15 protein-coding genes are annotated in these 18230 nt (G+C 65.4%); 11 read left to right on the forward strand and 4 right to left on the reverse strand.

Annotation, left to right across the window (positions count from 1 at the left end):
• Window positions 1-207 precede the first annotated feature (207 nt).
• The 4 genes from ACL58G_RS13015 to ACL58G_RS13030 all read right to left on the reverse strand — a co-directional run bounded on the left by ACL58G_RS13015 (window position 208) and on the right by ACL58G_RS13030 (window position 6616).
• Complete coding sequence (locus ACL58G_RS13015) at window positions 208-2856, reverse strand: ATP-binding protein (protein ID WP_440967242.1); 2649 nt, start codon at window positions 2854-2856, stop codon at window positions 208-210.
• Window positions 2857-3172: 316 nt separating this feature from the next.
• Entirely contained in the window at window positions 3173-5173 is a 2001-nt protein-coding gene (locus ACL58G_RS13020) for a TonB-dependent receptor (RefSeq protein WP_440967244.1), read from the reverse strand.
• An 81-nt stretch (window positions 5174-5254) separates the two neighbouring features.
• Window positions 5255-5602: a hypothetical protein gene (locus ACL58G_RS13025; protein ID WP_413384090.1), complete on the reverse strand. Its 348-nt coding sequence runs from the start codon at window positions 5600-5602 to the stop codon at window positions 5255-5257.
• Window positions 5603-5932: 330 nt separating this feature from the next.
• Window positions 5933-6616 carry a Bax inhibitor-1/YccA family protein gene (locus tag ACL58G_RS13030; protein ID WP_056132240.1) on the reverse strand — a complete coding sequence of 228 codons (684 nt, stop codon included), beginning with the start codon at window positions 6614-6616 and terminating at the stop codon, window positions 5933-5935.
• A 268-nt stretch (window positions 6617-6884) separates the two neighbouring features.
• Between ACL58G_RS13030 and ndk the strand changes: the two genes are divergently transcribed.
• From ndk to hflX, 11 genes are all read left to right on the forward strand, one after another.
• The gene (gene ndk / locus ACL58G_RS13035; protein WP_036240108.1) at window positions 6885-7310 is read left to right on the forward strand and encodes a nucleoside-diphosphate kinase; all 426 of its coding nucleotides are present in this window, start codon (window positions 6885-6887) and stop codon (window positions 7308-7310) included.
• 118 nt (window positions 7311-7428) lie between these two features.
• On the forward strand, window positions 7429-8601 hold the full coding sequence (gene rlmN, locus ACL58G_RS13040; protein ID WP_440968030.1) for a 23S rRNA (adenine(2503)-C(2))-methyltransferase RlmN: 1173 nt from the start codon (window positions 7429-7431) through the stop codon (window positions 8599-8601).
• Complete coding sequence (gene pilW, locus ACL58G_RS13045) at window positions 8601-9410, forward strand: type IV pilus biogenesis/stability protein PilW (protein ID WP_413384092.1); 810 nt, start codon at window positions 8601-8603, stop codon at window positions 9408-9410. Before rlmN ends, pilW begins: the two co-directional genes overlap by 1 nt.
• 10 nt (window positions 9411-9420) lie before the next feature.
• On the forward strand, window positions 9421-10458 hold the full coding sequence (locus tag ACL58G_RS13050) for a helix-turn-helix domain-containing protein (protein WP_440967247.1): 1038 nt from the start codon (window positions 9421-9423) through the stop codon (window positions 10456-10458).
• A 16-nt stretch (window positions 10459-10474) separates the two neighbouring features.
• The gene (gene ispG / locus ACL58G_RS13055) at window positions 10475-11758 is read left to right on the forward strand and encodes a flavodoxin-dependent (E)-4-hydroxy-3-methylbut-2-enyl-diphosphate synthase (protein WP_413384096.1); all 1284 of its coding nucleotides are present in this window, start codon (window positions 10475-10477) and stop codon (window positions 11756-11758) included.
• A 99-nt stretch (window positions 11759-11857) separates the two neighbouring features.
• Window positions 11858-13204 carry a histidine--tRNA ligase gene (gene hisS / locus ACL58G_RS13060; protein ID WP_440967250.1) on the forward strand — a complete coding sequence of 449 codons (1347 nt, stop codon included), beginning with the start codon at window positions 11858-11860 and terminating at the stop codon, window positions 13202-13204.
• Window positions 13205-13296: 92 nt separating this feature from the next.
• Complete coding sequence (locus ACL58G_RS13065; protein WP_413384100.1) at window positions 13297-13944, forward strand: YfgM family protein; 648 nt, start codon at window positions 13297-13299, stop codon at window positions 13942-13944.
• 120 nt (window positions 13945-14064) lie between these two features.
• Entirely contained in the window at window positions 14065-15210 is a 1146-nt protein-coding gene (gene bamB, locus ACL58G_RS13070; RefSeq protein ID WP_413384102.1) for an outer membrane protein assembly factor BamB, read from the forward strand.
• Between the two features lie 6 nt (window positions 15211-15216).
• The gene (gene der, locus ACL58G_RS13075; RefSeq protein ID WP_413341570.1) at window positions 15217-16554 is read left to right on the forward strand and encodes a ribosome biogenesis GTPase Der; all 1338 of its coding nucleotides are present in this window, start codon (window positions 15217-15219) and stop codon (window positions 16552-16554) included.
• Between the two features lie 272 nt (window positions 16555-16826).
• Entirely contained in the window at window positions 16827-17063 is a 237-nt protein-coding gene (gene hfq / locus ACL58G_RS13080; RefSeq protein ID WP_036168820.1) for an RNA chaperone Hfq, read from the forward strand.
• A 29-nt stretch (window positions 17064-17092) separates the two neighbouring features.
• Window positions 17093-18229 (forward strand): GTPase HflX, encoded by a 1137-nt coding sequence (gene hflX, locus ACL58G_RS13085; RefSeq protein WP_413341573.1) that lies wholly within the window; start codon window positions 17093-17095, stop codon window positions 18227-18229.
• Window position 18230 lies beyond the last annotated feature (1 nt).

Genomic DNA, 18230 nt, shown 5'->3' on the forward strand with positions numbered 1-18230 from the left:
GGGCTCACGGCTAGCCGGGCCAAAGATACTGTCCGATCTTCGAACGAGGGAGAGCAGCTGGTGCGAAATCTACGAAACTGGCTCGTGCCAAAGGGTGGGCTCGGCATCCAGCTGCTCAGAACCTGAGGTGCCCCTCAGGTAAGCAAATTGCTCAGAAGGATAATACAAGGGTGGGCACCCCGTGCCCACGCGTTCAACGGGCAGTGATCACCGCACGGCGACCCGGTCGAGCAGGGCGAATAATCCCGCCGGATCGACCGGCTTGACGAAATAACTGTCGAAGCCGGCATACGCCGCGCTGGCCTGGTCCGATTGCTGGCCATACCCGGTGATGGCGACGAGCGTCGCCCCGGTGCAGCCGGGCACCTTGCGCAGCCGGCGCGCCAGTTCGTAGCCGTTCATGCCGGGCAGGCCGATGTCGAGCAGGAACGCGTCGTAATGCGCCTGCGCGGCACGTTCGAGCGCTTCGCCCGGGTGGTGCATCACCGTCACGTGGTGGCCGCCCGATTCCAGCAACAGGCCCAGGGTCATCGCCGCGTCGACGTTATCGTCCACCAGCATCAGCGACAGCCCGCGCGCCGCGCCCGGTGCCGCGGGACCGGCCGCGGCCGTGCCGCCGGCGGGTGCGGCGGCGTCGCGCAGCCGCGGCAGGCGGATCGTGAATTCGCAGCCGAGGTTGCGGCCTTCGCTGGCCGCCGTCACCATCCCGCCGTGCAGTTCCACGAGACTCTTCACCAGCGCGAGGCCGAGCCCGAGGCCGCCCTGCGAGCGGTCCGGCGTGCGCTCCGCCTGGGAAAATAAATCGAATACGGTCGGCAGCAGTTCGGCGGAGATGCCGATGCCGTTGTCCGACACGGTCACGAGCACCTGCTCGGGCGTGATGCCCATCCAGATCGACAGCCGGCCGCCTTCGTGCGTGTACTTCGCCGCATTGTTCAGGAGGTTCGCGATCACCTGCACGAGGCGCTTCGGATCGCCTTCGACGATGGCCGGTTCCGTCGACAAATGCAGCGCCAGCTGGTGGCGGCGCGCCTCGATCAGCGGCCGCACCTGCTCCACCGCGTCGGCGATCACGCGGCGCAGGTCGACCTCCTCGCGCGTCAGCACGACGAGCCCGCGCGTGACGCGCGAAACGTCGAGCAGGTCGTCGATCAGGCCCGTCATGTGCGCCACCTGGCGCGCGATGATGGCGCTCGTGCGCTCCACGCGGACATTGTCCGGCGGACCGAGGTTCAGCAGTTGCGCGGCGGCCGAGATCGGCGCCAGCGGGTTACGCAGCTCGTGCGCCAGCATTGCGAGGAATTCGTCCTTGCGGCGGTCGGCGAGGCGCAGCGCGTCTTCCGCGCGCACGCGCTCGACGGCGCTCCACGCGCGCTCGGCGACGTCCTCGATCAGGCGCACGATGTCGGCGCTCCATACGCGCGGCAGGTTGTCGTTGATGAAGAGGCAGCTCGTCAGCGCGCCATTGCGGTTCAGCGGCACGACGACGGCGGAGCGGATCTGCAGCGCCGCGTAGTTCGGCCACACGTCGGGGCCGCTCGTGCGCGGGTCGCGCTGCAGGTCGCTCGACACCCACGTGCCCAGGCTCAGCGTGCTGAAATTCGCCACGCCGAACAGCGCGGCGGGGAAGGTGCCGTTCAGCTCGGCGACGATGCCGTCCGTGTAGTTCGAGTGGAAGGTCACGAGCTGCTTGTCGGCGTCGTAGTCGCCGTACAGCACGCGGCTGGCCTGCAGGAAGCGGCCCAGCATGGCGCCCGTCTGGACGAAGATCTGCGACGGGTCGTTCAGGCGGCGCAGCAGGTCCGACACTTCGAGCCGGAATTCGTTCATGTCGAGCAGCGTCGTCTGGCGCGCGACGGCGTCGCGCAAGGCCTGTTCGGCGCGCACGCGGTCCAGCGCTTCCCAGCTGCGCTCGGCGATGTCGGCGGCGAGGCGCTGCGCTTCCTCGTCCCAGTCGCGCGTCTGGGTGGAATAGCCGACGAGGGCCGCCACGAGCTGGCCACGCCTGACCTTGGGCACGACGAGGATCGCGCGCGCGCCCGCGGCCGCGTAGCGCTCGCCGCGCGCGGGCAGGCGCGGGTCGGCCGTCGCGTCGCGCACGGCCAGCGGCGAACCCGTGCGCAGCAGGGCCAGCGCCTGCGGGCCGAAATCGTCGAGGCGGGCGCGCCGGCCGATGAGCGGCGTGCCCGTGTCGCGGGCCCAGTCGTGCATCACTTCGAAGCTGCCGTCTTCCTCGTCCGTTTCGACATAGCAGGCGCGCTCGAGTTCCAGGTGCTTGCCGAGCAAGGTGCACGACCCTTCGATGATGTCGGACGGGTGGTGCAGGCGGCGCAGGCTGTCGACCACCTGCAGCTGCACGGCGTGGCGCCGCTCCAGTTGCACGCGCTGGGTCGTCTCGCTCGTCACGCACAGCATGCCGCGCACGGTGCCGGCATCGTCGCGCACCGGAGAATAGGCCAGCGTGAACCAGGCGTTGTACGGCTTGCCGTTGCGGTCGATCGGGCTCGGCACGTCCTCGCCGTACGTGGCGTGGCCCGCGAGGGCGCGTTCGACCAGCGGCTTCAGGCCGGGCCAGCGGTCGGGCCAGACCTGCGCCAGTGGGCGGCCGAGCGAAGCGGGATGGGTGCCGTCGAGGAGAGGGATGAAGGCGGCGTTGTACAGCAGCGCCAGGTGCGGACCCCAGGCGAGGTACATGGGGAATTCGGATTCGAGGATCAGGCTGACCGCATTGCGCAATGCGGGGCTCCAGCGGTCCGGCGGGCCGAGTGGGGACGCCGACCAGTCATGGACGTGGTAACCGGCGCGGACGGCGCCGGTGCTGCCGAGGAGATGAAAGTCGCGCGTCGCTGCTTCCATGCCGATCGCTTCCGAGTCCGAAAGCGGTCATTCTATGCGCAAATGCATAAGCTGGAACGGCTATGAAAAAAAATACATTTTCCGCGCGAGAAACTCCGTTGATACCTGGAGAACAAAATGTCTCCGAAGGACCATTTGCGGCGGCAAACGTACAGCTGATGCCAAGGGGATTGGGTTTGATGGCAAGACTATAACGGACGTCCCGCACGCGTGGCGCACGGGACGTCGATATGTCATCGCGTCACGGCGGGCTCGGGAGCCCACCCTGCGGCATCGTTACAATCGCAGGATGGGCACCCCGTGCCCGCGATGGTCGTCAGAACTTGGCGCGCACACCGAACGTGATGTTCCGCCCCGGCAGCGGCGCAATATCCTTCAGCAGCGACGTGGCCAGGCGGATGTCTTCGTCGAGCAGGTTCTTTGCCGAGACGAAGTACGTCAGGTCCAGGTGCTCGAGCCTCTGCGTGTACGAGACATTGGCATTGACCTGGTTGTACGACGGCGTCGTGGACGTCTCGAACGCCGCGAGGCGGTCCTGGCCGCGGGCGTGCGTCCAGTCGAGGCCGGCGCGCCAGTGCGGCTGGCGGTAGCCGATCGCGGCGCCCACGCGGTCGGCCGGCTGCAGCGGCAGGTTGCCGGCGTCGTCGAGGTAGCCGCGCGACGTGTCCGCGAACACGCGGCCGTTCCAGCCCATGCCGATCTGGTTCCACGTCATCTCCGCTTCCACCCCCTGGACGTGCGCCTTCGCCTGCTGGAACAGGCGCTGGCGGAAATCGCCGCCCGGGTTGCCGTCCTCGTCGAACGACGCGTCCATGACGCGGCCGTAGATGAAGTTGTTGACGTTGTTGCGGTACGCGTTCACGCGCCAGCGCAGCAGGCCGCTCGTCTTTTGCAGCGACAGCTCGATGTTGCGCGAGCTTTCCTTTTGCAGGTTCGGATCGCCCACGTCGAACGTGAGCGTGGCGTCGTGCGGGCCGCCCGAATACAGTTCCTCGGTCGCGGGCGCGCGCTGCGCGTACGACACCGTCGCGCCGGCCGAATAACCCTTCGTGAACGGCCACAGTGCGCCGATCGAGCCGGAGCCCAGGTCGAAGGTGCGCTCGCGGTTGGACACCGGCTTGCGGTCGACGTTTTCATAGCGCAGGCCCGCGTTCCAGCGCAGCGGACCCTGGCTCCATTCCTCGACGAGGAAAACGGCCTGCGTCGTCGAATGCGTGACGGGCACGGTGTCCGGCCCGCCTTCCGCGCTCAGCGCCGAGAAATGCGTGTTTTCCGTCTGCATGCCGAACGTGCCGTGCAGGCCCAGGGCCGTGATCGGCTTGTGCGTCAGCTCGACGCGCGATTCGAACGATTTGTTGGAGAACAGCGTGGCCGGCACGCCGTCGTCCAGTTCGGCGTGGTGGTAGTCGGTGTAGCCGGCCTTCACGCGCGCGCTCTCGAAGCCGGCGAGCGGGTTCTTGACGACGCTGTCGAAGTCGTAGCGGTTCTGGCGCTGGTCGATGTGCGATCCCTCGTCGGTCGGGATGCCATAGAAATTCGTCAGGTGCGAGGCCGACAGGCCCGCATAGCCCCAGTCGTCGATGTACGAACCGCCGATGCCGATGTTGCGCTCCTTCGTGTCGGAATTCGGCAGCCGGTTCATGCGCGACGTGGGGTCGTTCACCACGCGCAGGTCGGGGATCTGGAAGTCGTCCGTGTTGCGCATGTTGCCGTCGAGGTGCAGGCCGATCTTGCCGACGGATCCGTCCAGGGTGCCGGACATGTCCTTGCCGTTGTCGACGGTGCTGAGGCGCGTCTCGACCTGGCCCGTCAACTTCGGTTCCAGCGCCGTCGGGATGCGTTCGTTGACGACGTTGACGAGGCCGCCGATGGCGCCCGAGCCGTACAGCAGGGCGGCGGGGCCGCGCAGGATCTCGATCTGGCGCGCGACGGCACCTTCGGACGCGACGGCGTGGTCGTTCGACAGGCCGGACACGTCCGACGTCGCCATCCCGTTTTCCAGCATTTTCACGCGCGAACCTTCCATGCCGCGGATGATGGGGCGCGACGCGCCAGCGCCGAACGCGGACGCGGACACGCCCAGTTCGTTCTGCAGCGTCTCGCCCAGCGAGCTGCCGACCTTGTCGCGCAACTCGTCGCCTGCGAGCACTTTGGCCGGCGTGAGGATCTGGTCGCCTTCGCCGTTGCGCAGCGGGCTGGCGGTGACGACGACTTGCTGGATCTTGCCGTCGTTGATGGTTTCTTGATCGTCTGCGCGGACGGCCGGGTGGAAGGCAAGCAGGAGCGCGCTGGCGAGCAGCGTACGTTCGATTTTCATGATTTTCTACAATCTCAAGCGAATGGATAACGGCCCATACCGCCGGGACGCGCCGGGCGGTACGGAAAAGCGGGAGCGTTATCAGGCTTGAGGCGGCGCGCGCGACTGGAACGGGCAGGCCGTGAGCAGGCAGATGCCTGGCGTGGCCGGCACGGCGGGCGCGGCATAGGCCAGCTCGGCCGGGACGAATTGCCGCAGCGTGGATGGCAGCGCGAACGCGATCTGGGCGCTGGCCGCGCACTGGCCGCACAGGTCATGCAGGCCGGGCTTGGGCAGCTTGCCGGTGCCGTCGTCGTCCGTGTCGGCGCTGACCTGCTGGACGAGCGTGTCGTCGGCCTCGGTCCAGTGGGTATAGCCGTGGGCGAGCGACAACTGCTGCGAAACGAGCAGCAGCAGCGACAGCAATACGTGGACCAGGCTACGGGACATGGGGAACGGGATCGAAAGCGAACGGATATTGTACGCAGGGGCGTTCGGTTCTGACAATCATACTTTCAGTAAGGTCCTTAAGCTCAATTAAATTCGGGGTCAGAGCACATTTCGGAACAGATTCGGGGTCAGAGCCCTTTTCGGCGCACAATCTTCGAGGCAAGTTTCCTCTGCGTGCTGCAGTGGGATGCGGCGGTCGCATGGCGGTGGTACGGCTCGGCGTTACGTTTTCGTTGTGAGCCAGGACATTGATCAGAAATGTGCTCTGACCCCGAATTGGGGCAATAAAAAACCGGCCCGCAGGCCGGCTCTTCGATGCGAGCGGATAGATCAGTCGCGGTTGCCGAAGCCGATGCCCAGCAGTTGCAGCATGCTCGTGAACACGTTGTAGATGTCCAGGTAGATGGCCAGCGTCGCGCTGATGTAGTTGGTCTCGCCGCCGTTCACGATCCGGTTCACGTCGAACAGGATGAAGGCCGAGAAGATCACCATCGCGAGCACCGACACGACCAGCATCAGCGCCGGCAGGTGCAGGAAGATGTTGGCCAGGCCGGCCAGGATCACGACGATGGCGCCGGCGAACAGCCAGCTGCCCATGCCCGAGAAGTCGCGCTTGGACACGGTCGCGATCGTCGCCATCGTGGCGAACACGGCCGCGGTGCCCGCGAACGCGGTCATGATCAGCGTGCCGCCGTTGGAAAAGCCGAGCGTGAAGCGCAGCAGCGGCGTCAGCCACAAGCCCATGAAGAACGTGAAGGCGAGCAGGATCGGTACGCCGGCCGCCGAGTTCTTGGTCTTCTCGATCGCGAAGATGAAGCCGAACGCGATCGCGAGGAACAGGATCACGCCCATGCCGCTGGCAAAGATCGGCAGGGCCATTTGCAGGCCGATATAGGCGCCGAACACCGTCGGGATCATGGACAGTGCCAGCAACCAGTAAGTGTTGCGCAGCACGCGGTGACGCGTGGCCTGGATGGCCGAGACGTCGTAGGTTTTCTGCAGGCTGGGAATCATAATGCCTCCGTTGGAAGAAATCGCTTTGCTCCCCATATGGGGACGGGACCCGGCGTCAACAGGGGGGGGATATGCTGGAAACGCAAGTTTTAAGTCTTGCCTAAGGGCCAGCGCGCACCCTGCCATGGACGAGGTCGAACCGATGTCACTGTATCATCCGCGGTCGCCCCTGCGCAATATCGGTGGCATCCCGGATGTATGGTAAAATAGAAGGTTGATTGAGTTCCCAAATCTCGATTTAAACCTTTCTTTTTATTGGAGTTTTTAAATGGCAATCGAACGCACCCTGTCGATCATCAAACCTGACGCAGTCGCTAAAAACGTGATCGGCCAAATCTACAGCCGTTTCGAAGGCGCGGGCCTGAAGATCGTCGCTGCCCGTATGGCCCAGCTGTCGCGCGCCGAAGCCGAAGGTTTCTACGCTGTCCACAAAGAGCGTCCGTTCTTCAAGGATCTGGTCGACTTCATGGTCTCGGGCCCGGTCATGATCCAGGTGCTGGAAGGCGAGAACGCGATTGCCAAGAACCGCGAACTGATGGGCGCAACCGATCCGAAGAAGGCCGACAAGGGCACCATCCGCGCCGACTTCGCCGACTCGATCGACGCCAACGCCGTGCACGGTTCGGACGCTGCCGAGACCGCCGCTGTCGAGATCGCTTACTACTTCCCGGCACTGAACGTCTACTCGCGTTAATCTTCGTAGCAAATTTTTTGTGTTGATCAGCCCCGTGCTGATTTAACATCGCAATATCCCGCTCGCCCATGCTCGAAGAGCCCGGCGGGCGGGACTTATTTTGAAGGCACAGGATTCAATCATGGCAACTCTCACCAACTTGCTGGACTTCGATCCCGCGCAGCTCGTCGCTTACTGCGCCGAGTTGGGGGAGAAGCCGTTCCGCGCGAAACAGCTGCAGCGCTGGATCCACCAGTTCGGCGTCGCCGATTTCGACGACATGACCGACCTGGCGAAGTCGCTGCGCGAAAAGCTCAAGACGCGCGCCGAAGTGCGTGCGCCGGCGATCATCAGCGACCACACGTCGAGCGACGGCACCCGCAAGTGGCTCGTCGACGTGGGCAACGGCAACGCCGTCGAAACCGTGTTCATTCCGGAAGAGACGCGCGGTACGCTGTGCATCTCCACGCAGGCCGGCTGTGCCGTCAACTGCCGCTTCTGCTCGACGGGCAAGCAGGGCTTCAACCGCAACCTCTCCGTGTCCGAGATCATCGGCCAGCTGTGGATGGCCGAGTTCGAGCTGCGCCGCACGAAGGGCATCGAGCCGGGGCCGAAAGGCGAGCGCCAGATCACGAACGTCGTCATGATGGGCATGGGCGAGCCGCTGCTGAACTTCGACCCGACCGTCACCGCATTGAAATTGATGCTGGACGATAATGCGTACGGCCTGTCGCGCCGCCGCGTGACCGTGTCGACGTCGGGCGTCGTGCCGAACATGGACAAGCTGTCGCAGGAATGCCCGGTGGCGCTGGCCGTGTCGCTGCACGGTTCGAACGACCCGCTGCGCGACATGCTCGTGCCGCTGAACAAGAAATACCCGCTGCGCGAGTTGATGGCCGCGTGCAAGCGCTACCTGGAATTTGCCCCGCGCGACTTCATCACGTTCGAATACTGCATGCTGGACGGGGTGAACGACACGGACGAGCATGCGCGCGAACTGGTCGCCCTCGTCAACGACCCGATCGTCGGCGTGTCGTGCAAGTTCAACCTGATTCCGTTCAACCCGTTCCCGGAATCCGGCCTCGTGCGCTCGAAGAATCCGCGCATCAAGGCGTTCGCGCAGGTGCTGATGGATGCCGGCCTCGTCACGACGATTCGCAAGACGCGCGGCGACGACATCGACGCCGCCTGCGGCCAGCTGGCGGGCGAGGTCAAGGACCGTACCCGCGTGAACGAGCGCATGAGCAAGATGGCGGAATACCAGCAGAAATTCGGCCCGAACTTCGGCAAGATCGTGGAGATCTCGTCCTGATGGCGCGGCTGTCGGGACGCGTCGCCTGCGCACTCGCTGTGCCGTTGCTGTTGTCGGCATGCGCCGGCAATGGCGGCATGGCGGGCGAACCGCATGAGCTCAAGACGCTGTCCGACCAGACGGCCGCGGAAAAACGCGCCCAGATCCGCCTGCAACTGGCGGTGGGCTATTACCAGGAGCGCAAGTACGAGATCGCGCTGGACGAGGTCAAGCAGGCCATTGCCGCGGACCCGGACGATGCGGATGCGTACGGCGTGCGCGCCCTGATCTACACGGCGATGAACGAAAACCGTCTCGCCGACGAGAACTACCGGCACGCGCTGCGCCTGGCGCCGCGCAATCCGGACCTGTCGAATAATTACGGGCTGTTCCTGTGCGACGCCGGCGGCAAGCCGGCGGAGGCCATGGGCTATTTTGACGCGGCGCTGAAGAATCCAAATTACGCGACGCCGGTCAAAGCCATGGTGAACGCAGGTAACTGCAGCCTGAAGATGAAGAACGTCGACGCGGCCGAGCGCTATCTGCTCGACGCCCTGCGTTACGATCCCGACCTGCCGGCGACGAGCGCCGGCCTGGCCCGGGTGTATTTCGAGCGGCGCGATGTCACCCGCGCCGGGTTTTTCATTAACCGCCTGACGGAGACAGCGAAGCTCGACACGCTGTCGGCCGACGTGCTGTGGCTGGCCATCCGGGTCAAGCACATGCTCGGCGACCGGGCCACGGAAGCTTCGCTGGCGGCGCAGTTGCGCAAGCGCTTCCCCGGTTCGCCCGAGTACGCGGCCTTCGAGCGCGGTGCATTTAGTGAGTGAGACAACGACAATGAGTTCCGAGCGTGCAGATCAGCCGGCGACGCCCGACAACCAACCGCCTGTGCACGGTGTTCCCGGCCGGGTCCTGGCCGCGCAGCGCGAGGCGATGGGGTGGTCGGTCGAGCAGGTGGCCGACCAGTTGAAACTGGCGGTGCGCCAGGTCATCGCCCTGGAGGCGGGCGATTACGCGTCCCTGCCGAGTCCGGCCGTGACCCGTGGGTTCGTGCGGGCCTACGCCAAGCTGGTGAAGGTCGATCCGGCGCCGCTGGTGGCCCAGATCGCCATGGAGACCGAGCCCGCGCCCGATACGAGCGCCGTCACGGCGAACCGCCGGCCGACGCCGACCTCGTTCTCCCAATCGAAATTCCCGAGCCATGGCAAGCGTTCGTCCCTGCCGCTGGGGATGATCGCGGGCGCCGTCGTGGTCGTCGTGGCTGCCGCTGCCGCGGCGTGGCACTTCGGCTTCGTGCCGGGCAGCCAGCACGCCGAAACGGGTACCACCGTGGTCACGCCGGTCACGCCGGCCTCGACCGGTGCCTCGACCGAGGCCGCCAACGGCAGCTCCGTCGAGGCCCTGCAGAATCCGGCCGTGCCGCTGATTTCCGTGCCGGGTCCGAGCGCGAGCGCATCGGCGCCGGCAACGACTGCCGCACCGGGTGCCGTCGTCAATGTGCCGGGTACGACCGCGACCGGCGCGCCGCCGACGACTGTTCCCACGGCACCGGCCGCGGCGCCGGGCGCCACGTCGCCTGCAACACTGACTCCGGCGGCGACCGCGCCGGCTGCGCCGACGCCAGCCGCCGCCGGCGCCAACGCCCTCGTGCTGAACGTGCGCGAGGATTCGTGGATCGAAGTCCGTCCGGCCAAGGGCGGCGCGCCGCTGTTCTCGCGCCTCGTCAAGGGCGGCAGCACGGAGACGGTCAGCGTCGACCAGCCGGTGCGCGTCACGGTGGGCAATCCGGGCGGCGTCACGGCCACGCTGCGCGGCACGGCAGTCGCCCTGCCGCAAGTGCCGGGCAAGACGATCTCCCGCGTGAATTTGCAGTAAGAACGGAAGCAACGAGATGACTTTTTCGAACAACGCCAACGACCCGATCGGTTCCGGCCCGCTGGCGCGCCGCGCCAGCCGCGGCGTGGTCGTACGGCATGGCGCGCGCAAGGTGATCGTCGGTGGCGATGCCCCGGTCGTCGTGCAGTCGATGACGAACACGGACACGGCCGACGTGATCGGCACCGCCATCCAGGTCAAGGAACTGGCGCGTGCCGGTTCCGAGATCGTGCGCATCACCGTGAACACGCCGGAAGCGGCGGCCGCCGTGCCGGCGATCCGCGAACAGCTCGACAGGATGGACGTCGACGTCCCCCTCGTCGGCGACTTCCACTACAATGGCCACCTGCTGCTGCGCGATTATCCCGAGTGCGCGCAGGCGCTGTCGAAATACCGCATCAATCCCGGTAACGTGGGGCAGGGCGCCAAGCGCGACACCCAGTTCGCCCAGATGATCGAAACCGCGATCCGCTACGACAAGCCGGTGCGCATCGGCGTCAACTGGGGCAGCCTCGACCAGGCGCTGCTCGCCCGCATCATGGACGAGAACGCCGCCCGCGCCCAGCCGTGGAGCGCGCAGTCGGTGATGTATGAAGCGCTGATCACGTCGGCGATCGAGAACGCGCAGCGCGCCGAAGAAATTGGTATGCGGCGCGACCAGATCGTCCTGTCGTGCAAGGTGTCGGGCGTGCAGGACCTGATCGCCGTCTACCGCGAACTCGCAAAGCGCTGCGACTATGCGCTGCACCTGGGCCTGACGGAAGCGGGCATGGGCAGCAAGGGCATCGTCGCGTCGACGGCTGCGTTGTCCGTGCTGCTGCAGGAAGGGATCGGCGACACGATCCGCATCTCGCTGACGCCGGAACCGGGCGGCGACCGCACGAAGGAAGTGGTCGTCGGCCAGGAAATCCTGCAGACGATGGGCCTCCGCAAGTTCACGCCGATGGTGATCGCGTGCCCGGGCTGCGGCCGCACGACGTCGACCGTGTTCCAGGAACTGGCCGACAACATCCAGACCTTCCTGCGCGAGCAGATGCCGGAATGGAAGAAGACCTACCCGGGCGTCGAGGCGATGAACGTGGCCGTGATGGGCTGCATCGTGAATGGGCCGGGCGAGTCGAAGCACGCGAACATCGGCATCTCGCTGCCGGGCACGGGCGAATCGCCGGCGGCCCCGGTCTTTGTGGATGGGCAAAAGGTCGCTACACTGCGGGGCGAGCGGATCGTGGATGAGTTCAAGACGATCGTGCTCGATTACGTACAGAAGAATTACGGCAAAGCAGCCGAAACAGCGGTTTGAACGTAGGGTGGGCACCCCGTGCCCAAGCAAAAGCCGACATGACGCAACCGTCACGCGTGGGATCGGGGAGCCCACCCTACGCATGGAAAGCACAAGCATATGTCTGACAAAAAAGAGAAAATCGTCGCCATCAAAGGCATGAACGACATCCTGCCGGCCGACGCGCCGCTGTGGGAACTGTTCGAAAACACCGCGGAATCCGTGCTGAAGAGCTACGGCTACCAGAAGATCGTCACCCCGATCGTCGAGGAAACGGGCCTGTTCGCGCGCGCCATCGGCGCCGTCACCGACATCGTCGAGAAGGAGATGTATTCCTTCACCGATTCGATGAACGGCGACCAGTTGACCCTGCGTCCGGAAGGCACGGCCGGCGTCGTGCGCGCCGTCATCGAGCACAACCTGGCCTACGACGGTCCGAAGCGCCTGTGGTACAAGGGCCCGATGTTCCGCCACGAGCGTCCGCAGCGCGGCCGCTACCGCCAGTTCTTCCAGTTCGGCGCGGAAGCCATCGGCTTCTCCGGCCCGGACATCGACGCGGAACTGATCATGCTGTGCCGCCGCCTGTGGGACGACCTGGGCCTCGACAACATCCGCCTCGAACTGAACTCGATCGGCAACGCGGAAGAGCGCCAGCGCCACCGCGCCGACCTGATCGCCTACTTCGAAGCGAACATCGACGTCCTCGACGCCGAAGCCAAGCGCCGCCTGCACGCGAACCCGCTGCGCATCCTGGACACGAAGAACCCGGCGATGCAGGACCTCGTCAACAACGCGCCGAAGCTGCTGGACTACCTGGGCGGCGAATCGCTCGCGCACTTCGAGGGCCTCAAGCAGATCCTGGATGCCAACAACGTCCAGTACACGGTCAACCCGCGTCTCGTGCGCGGCCTCGATTACTACAACCGCACCGTGTTCGAGTGGGTCACGGACATGCTGGGCGCGCAGGGCACCGTGTGCGCGGGCGGCCGCTACGATCCGCTGATCGAGACGTTCGGCGGCAAGCCGACGCCGGGCATCGGCTTCGCGATGGGCATCGAGCGCCTGATCGAGCTGATGAAGGCGCAGGGCGAACCGGCCGAGCCGGCCCAGTGCGACGTCTACCTCGTGCACCAGGGTGAAGACGCGCAGATGAAGGCCTTCATCCTCGGCGAGCGCATCCGCGACGCGGGCCTGGACGTCGTCCTGCACTGCGCCACCCCGGCCGGCGCGGGCAGCTTCAAGAGCCAGATGAAGAAGGCCGACGGTTCCGGCGCCGCGTTCGCCGTGATCATCGGCGAGGACGAGGTCAACAACGGCGTCGTCGCCGTGAAATCGCTGCGTGACAGCGAAGGGGGCCAGCAGCAGACGAGCGTGCCGTTCGACGAAGCCGTCGACTTCATCGTCGACCAGATCGTCGGTGGCCACGACCACGACCACGATCACGACCACGTGCACTACCATCCATAATTACGAACCCGCGCAGACACGCGGAAACTTCCCGAACCCGCGCAGACACGCGGGAACTTCCCAACACACGATAACGAAGAAGACGAACGTCCATGGCATACGATCTCGAAGAACAAGAACAGATAGCCAATTTCAAGGCCTTCTGGGACCGCTTTGGCAACCTGATCACCTGGGTGCTGATCATCGCGCTGGGGGGCTACGCCGCCTGGAACTTCTGGGGCTCGCACCAGCGCTCGCAGGCCGCGGAAGCGTCCGGCCTGTATGACGGCCTGACCGAAGCGATCGCAGCGAAGGATGCGGCCAAGGTCCAGCGCATCACGGGCGACATCGAGAACAAGTTCGGCTCGACCGCCTATGCGCCGATGGCCGCGCTGGCCGCCGCCAAGGCCGCGTTCGACGCGAACGACCTGAAAACCGCGAAGGCCCAGTTGCAATGGGCGGTCGACCATGGCGACGACGAGTACAAGGCGATCGCGAAGCTGCGCCTGTCCGGCGTGCTGCTGGACGAGAAAGCGTTCGACCAGGCGCTGGCGCTGCTGAACGGCGAGTTCCCGGCGCAGTTCGCGGCCGAGGTGCAGGACCGCAAGGGCGACGTCCTCGTCGCGCAGAACAAGCTGGCGGAAGCCCGCGCGGCGTACCAGGCGGCGCTCGACAAGATGGAGAAGAACCATCCGGGCCGCCAGGTCGTGCAGGTCAAGCTGGATGCCATTGGCGGCGCGCCGGCACCGAAAGCAGCCTGAAGACCGTCGTTCCCGCGCAGGCGGGAACCCAAGTTTGCAAGCGTCGCCGTAACGCAAGCAAAAATTGGATCCCCGCCTTCGCGGGGACGACGTATTTTTAAATAACAAGGTAAATAAGACATGCGTATTACCCGGAAGCTCGTTGGTGTCGGTATGTTCGCCCTGATGGCGGGCTGCTCCTCGCTCAATCCGTTCGCGTCCAAACCGAAGGGCAACCAGCCCACGCCACTGGTCGACCTGAAAGGTTCGATGGCCGTGCGCACGGCGTGGAAGCTGGAAGTCGGCAAGTCGCAGAGCTATATGTTCTCGCCCGCCGTCGCCGACAACACCATCATCGCGGCCGGGGGCGACGGCACCATCGTGCGCGCGGAAGCGGCCACCGGCCGCCAGATCTGGCGCACGAAGGCCGGCATCGACCTGACGGCGGGCGTCGGCACGGACGGCAGCGTCATCGTGCTGGGCGGCGCCAAGGGCACGCTGCTGGCGTTCGACATGGACGGCAAGAAGCTGTGGGATGCCCAGCTGTCTTCCGAGATCCTGTCGTCGCCGGTCGTGGGCCAGGGCATCGTCGTCGCGCGCAGCATCGACAACCGCATCGTCGGCTACGACGCGAAGACGGGCCAGAAGAAGTGGACCGTGCAGCGCAACGCACCGGCGCTCACGCTGCGCCTCGCGCCGGGCATGGTCATCCACGACAAGGACGTGCTGGTTGCACAGCCGGGCGGCAAGCTGATGTCGCTGATCCTCGCCACCGGCGCGCCGCGCTGGGAGATCGAGGTCGGCGTCGCCCGCGGCGCGACGGAACTGGAGCGCGTCACCGACATGGGCGGCACGCCGGTCGTCATCGACAACGACGTGTGCGCCGTGTCGTACCAGGGCCGCGTCGGCTGCTTCGACCTGGCCACGGGCAGCCCGCGCTGGACCCGCGACCTGTCGTCGGAAGTCGGCGTCGCCGCGGACCAGCGCTTCGTCTTCGTCCCGGACGACAAGGGCGCCCTCTACGCGTACAACCGCGACAGCGGCACGAGCGCGTGGAAGAACGACAAGCTGGCCTACCGCCGCCTGTCCACGCCGGTGTCGTACGGCCGTGCCGTCGCCGTCGGCGACTACCAGGGTTACGTGCACTTCCTGTCGCGCGAGGACGGCTCGTTCCTGTCCCGCGCCGCCACGGACGGCAGCGCCATCGAATCCACGCCGCTGGTCGTCGGTTCGAACCTGATTTTTCAAACACAAAATGGAACCGTGACCGCCATCGCGGTCGAATAAGATTCAATGAAGCCGGTAATCGCACTCGTAGGTCGTCCCAACGTCGGAAAGTCGACCTTATTCAACCGCATGACCCGCTCGCGCGACGCGCTCGTGGCGGACTTGCCCGGCCTGACGCGCGACCGCCACTACGGCGAAGGGCGCATGGGCGAACGTCCGTTCCTGGTCATCGATACCGGCGGTTTCGAGCCGGTCGCCAAGGAAGGCATCATGCACGAGATGGCGCTGCAGACGCGCCAGGCCGTCGCCGAGGCGGATATTGTCATGTTCATCGTGGACGGCCGCCAGGGCCTCACGCCGCACGACAAGACCATCACGGACTTCCTGCGCAAGTCGGGCCGCAAGGTCATGCTCGTCGTGAACAAGAGCGAGGGCATGAAGTACACGTCCGTGACCGCCGATTTCTACGAGCTGGGCATGGGCGATCCGTACGTGATCTCCGCTGCCCACGGCGACGGCGTGCTGGACCTCGTCAACGAGGCCATCGACGTCGCCGTCCAGCAGCGTCCGGAGGAGGCCGAGGAGTTCGATCCGGCCGACTACGGCGTCAAGATCGCGCTGGTCGGCCGTCCGAACGTCGGCAAGTCCACGCTGATCAACACCCTTGTCGGCGAGCAGCGCGTGATCGCGTTCGACATGCCGGGCACCACGCGCGACTCGATCGAAGTCCCGTTCGAAAAAGGCGGCAAGCACTACACGCTGATCGACACGGCCGGCATCCGCCGCCGCGGCAAGGTGTTCGAGGCCATCGAGAAGTTCTCGGTCGTGAAGACGCTGCAGTCGATCTCGGAAGCGAACGTCGTCGTGCTGATGCTGGACGCGCAGCAGGACATCTCCGAGCAGGACGCGCACATCGCCGGCTTCATCCTGGAGACGGGCCGCGCGCTCGTCGTCGCCGTCAACAAGTGGGACGGCCTGACGTCCGACGTGCGCGACCAGGTCAAGAACGACATCGACCGCAAGCTGAACTTCCTCGACTTCGCGGAGACGAAATTCATCTCGGCGCTGAAGGGCACCGGCATCAACCACCTGATGAAGGCGATCGACACGGCGTACGCCGCGGCGACCGCGAAGCTGTCCACGCCGCGCCTGACGCGCGCGCTGCAGGAAGCGATCGAGAAGCAGGAGCCGAAGCGCAAGGGCAGCACGCGCCCGAAGATGCGTTACGCGCACCAGGGCGGCCAGAACCCGCCGATCATCGTCATCCACGGCAATGCGCTGGATGGCGTCACGGAACCGTACAAGCGTTACCTGGAAAAGCATTTCCGCGATACGTTCGATCTCATTGGCACGCCGCTGCGCATCGAGCTCAAGAGCGGCAAGAATCCGTTCGCCAAGGAGTAGGGTGGGCGGCCCTCCGCCCACGCGTAACGCCAACGGAATGCGAACGTCACGCGTGGGCGCGGGGTGCCCACCCAACGTGCGTAACCCATTTGCGGTAAATGTTTTCCGCGCGGGTTTTAAGCCAGGTTTAACCATAGCAGTACGACAAAAAAGAGCAAAACAGGTTACAGTTAGCTTGGGCGAACATTCACAGCTTGAGAATGTTGGCGCAGCCACTTGAAATCCGGCATCCCGCCACAATTTTTATACGACAACAACATCACGGAGCTGTCATGAGCAACAAAGGGCAACTGTTACAAGACCCATTCCTCAACGCCTTGCGCAAAGAGCACGTCCCCGTCTCGATCTACCTGGTCAACGGGATCAAGCTTCAGGGCCACATCGAGTCCTTCGACCAGTACGTCGTCCTCCTGCGTAACACCGTCACCCAAATGGTGTACAAGCATGCGATCTCTACCGTCGTTCCGGCCCGTGCGGTCAATCTCAACCTCGAACAAGACGCCGAGTGAGGTCGATGGCTGACGTTTCCGGCAACACCATGCGCGCCGCCCTGGTCGGTATCGATTTCAACGCTGGCGATTTCAAAGCCAGCCTGGAAGAACTGGCCCTGCTGGCGCGTTCGGCTGGGGCCGAACCGATCAGCACGATCACCGCGAAGCGCAACAGTCCCGATCCTGCGTATTTCGTCGGCAGCGGCAAGGCCGACGAAATCGCGCAGGCCGTTCTCGCCGACAAGGTCGAGATCGTCATTTTCAACCACGCCCTGTCGCCCGCCCAGCAGCGTAACCTGGAGCGGCGGCTCAATGTGCGCGTGGTCGACCGTACCAGCCTGATCCTCGACATCTTCGCGCAGCGCGCGCAGAGCCACGAGGGCAAGCTGCAGGTCGAACTGGCCCAGCTGCAGCACCTGGCCACGCGCCTGATCCGCGGCTGGACCCACCTGGAACGCCAGAAGGGCGGTATCGGCCTGCGCGGTCCCGGTGAAACCCAGCTCGAGACCGACCGCCGCCTCATCGGCGAGCGCGTCAAGATGCTGCGCACCCGTCTCACCAAGCTGCGCAAGCAGCACGAGACCCAGCGCCGTTCGCGCGGGCGCAACCAGACTTTTTCCGTGTCGCTCGTCGGCTATACCAACGCCGGCAAGTCGACCCTGTTCAACACCCTGACGAAGGCCGGGGTGTACGTCGCGAACCAGCTGTTCGCAACGCTCGACACGACGTCGCGCCGCCTGTACCTCGGTCCGGATACCGGCAACGTGGTCGTGTCCGATACCGTCGGATTCGTGCGCGAACTGCCGCACCAGCTGGTCGCCGCTTTCCGCGCCACGCTGGAAGAAACCATCCACGCCGACCTGCTGCTGCACGTCGTCGACGGTGCTTCTCCCGTGCGGATGGAGCAGATCGAGCAGGTCAACGAGGTCCTGCGCGAGATCGGCGCCGACCATATCCCGCAAATCCTGGTCTGGAACAAGATCGATGCGGCCGGCCTCGAGCCGGAGATCGAGCGTGATGAATATGGTAAGATCAGCCGCGTTTTCATCAGCGCCCGGAGCGGCGCCGGCCTCGATCTGCTGCGCGACGCGATCGTCGAGGCGGCCGGCAGCCCGGCCGTTGTGCCGGTTGTCGACGAGCACCCCGACCTCATGCCCGCGACTCCCCATCCCGGACCACACTAGT

The sequence above is a fragment of the Massilia sp. GER05 genome (assembly GCF_052056005.1).
Lineage (GTDB): Bacteria > Pseudomonadota > Gammaproteobacteria > Burkholderiales > Burkholderiaceae_D > Telluria > Telluria orientalis.

Bases quoted from the DNA above. Each gene is read 5' to 3' on its own strand.
- ispG (WP_413384096.1), top strand. From the start codon at position 10,475: ATGACTTTTTCGAACAACGCCAACGACCCGATCGGTTCCGGCCCGCTG.
- ACL58G_RS13050 (WP_440967247.1), top strand. From the start codon at position 9,421: ATGAGTTCCGAGCGTGCAGATCAGCCGGCGACGCCCGACAACCAACCG.
- hfq (WP_036168820.1), top strand. From the start codon at position 16,827: ATGAGCAACAAAGGGCAACTGTTACAAGACCCATTCCTCAACGCCTTG.
- ACL58G_RS13020 (WP_440967244.1), bottom strand. From the start codon at position 5,173: ATGAAAATCGAACGTACGCTGCTCGCCAGCGCGCTCCTGCTTGCCTTC.
- ndk (WP_036240108.1), top strand. From the start codon at position 6,885: ATGGCAATCGAACGCACCCTGTCGATCATCAAACCTGACGCAGTCGCT.
- ACL58G_RS13025 (WP_413384090.1), bottom strand. From the start codon at position 5,602: ATGTCCCGTAGCCTGGTCCACGTATTGCTGTCGCTGCTGCTGCTCGTT.
- ACL58G_RS13015 (WP_440967242.1), bottom strand. From the start codon at position 2,856: ATGGAAGCAGCGACGCGCGACTTTCATCTCCTCGGCAGCACCGGCGCC.
- ACL58G_RS13030 (WP_056132240.1), bottom strand. From the start codon at position 6,616: ATGATTCCCAGCCTGCAGAAAACCTACGACGTCTCGGCCATCCAGGCC.
- hisS (WP_440967250.1), top strand. From the start codon at position 11,858: ATGTCTGACAAAAAAGAGAAAATCGTCGCCATCAAAGGCATGAACGAC.
- pilW (WP_413384092.1), top strand. From the start codon at position 8,601: ATGGCGCGGCTGTCGGGACGCGTCGCCTGCGCACTCGCTGTGCCGTTG.
- hflX (WP_413341573.1), top strand. From the start codon at position 17,093: ATGCGCGCCGCCCTGGTCGGTATCGATTTCAACGCTGGCGATTTCAAA.
- der (WP_413341570.1), top strand. From the start codon at position 15,217: ATGAAGCCGGTAATCGCACTCGTAGGTCGTCCCAACGTCGGAAAGTCG.
- bamB (WP_413384102.1), top strand. From the start codon at position 14,065: ATGCGTATTACCCGGAAGCTCGTTGGTGTCGGTATGTTCGCCCTGATG.
- ACL58G_RS13065 (WP_413384100.1), top strand. From the start codon at position 13,297: ATGGCATACGATCTCGAAGAACAAGAACAGATAGCCAATTTCAAGGCC.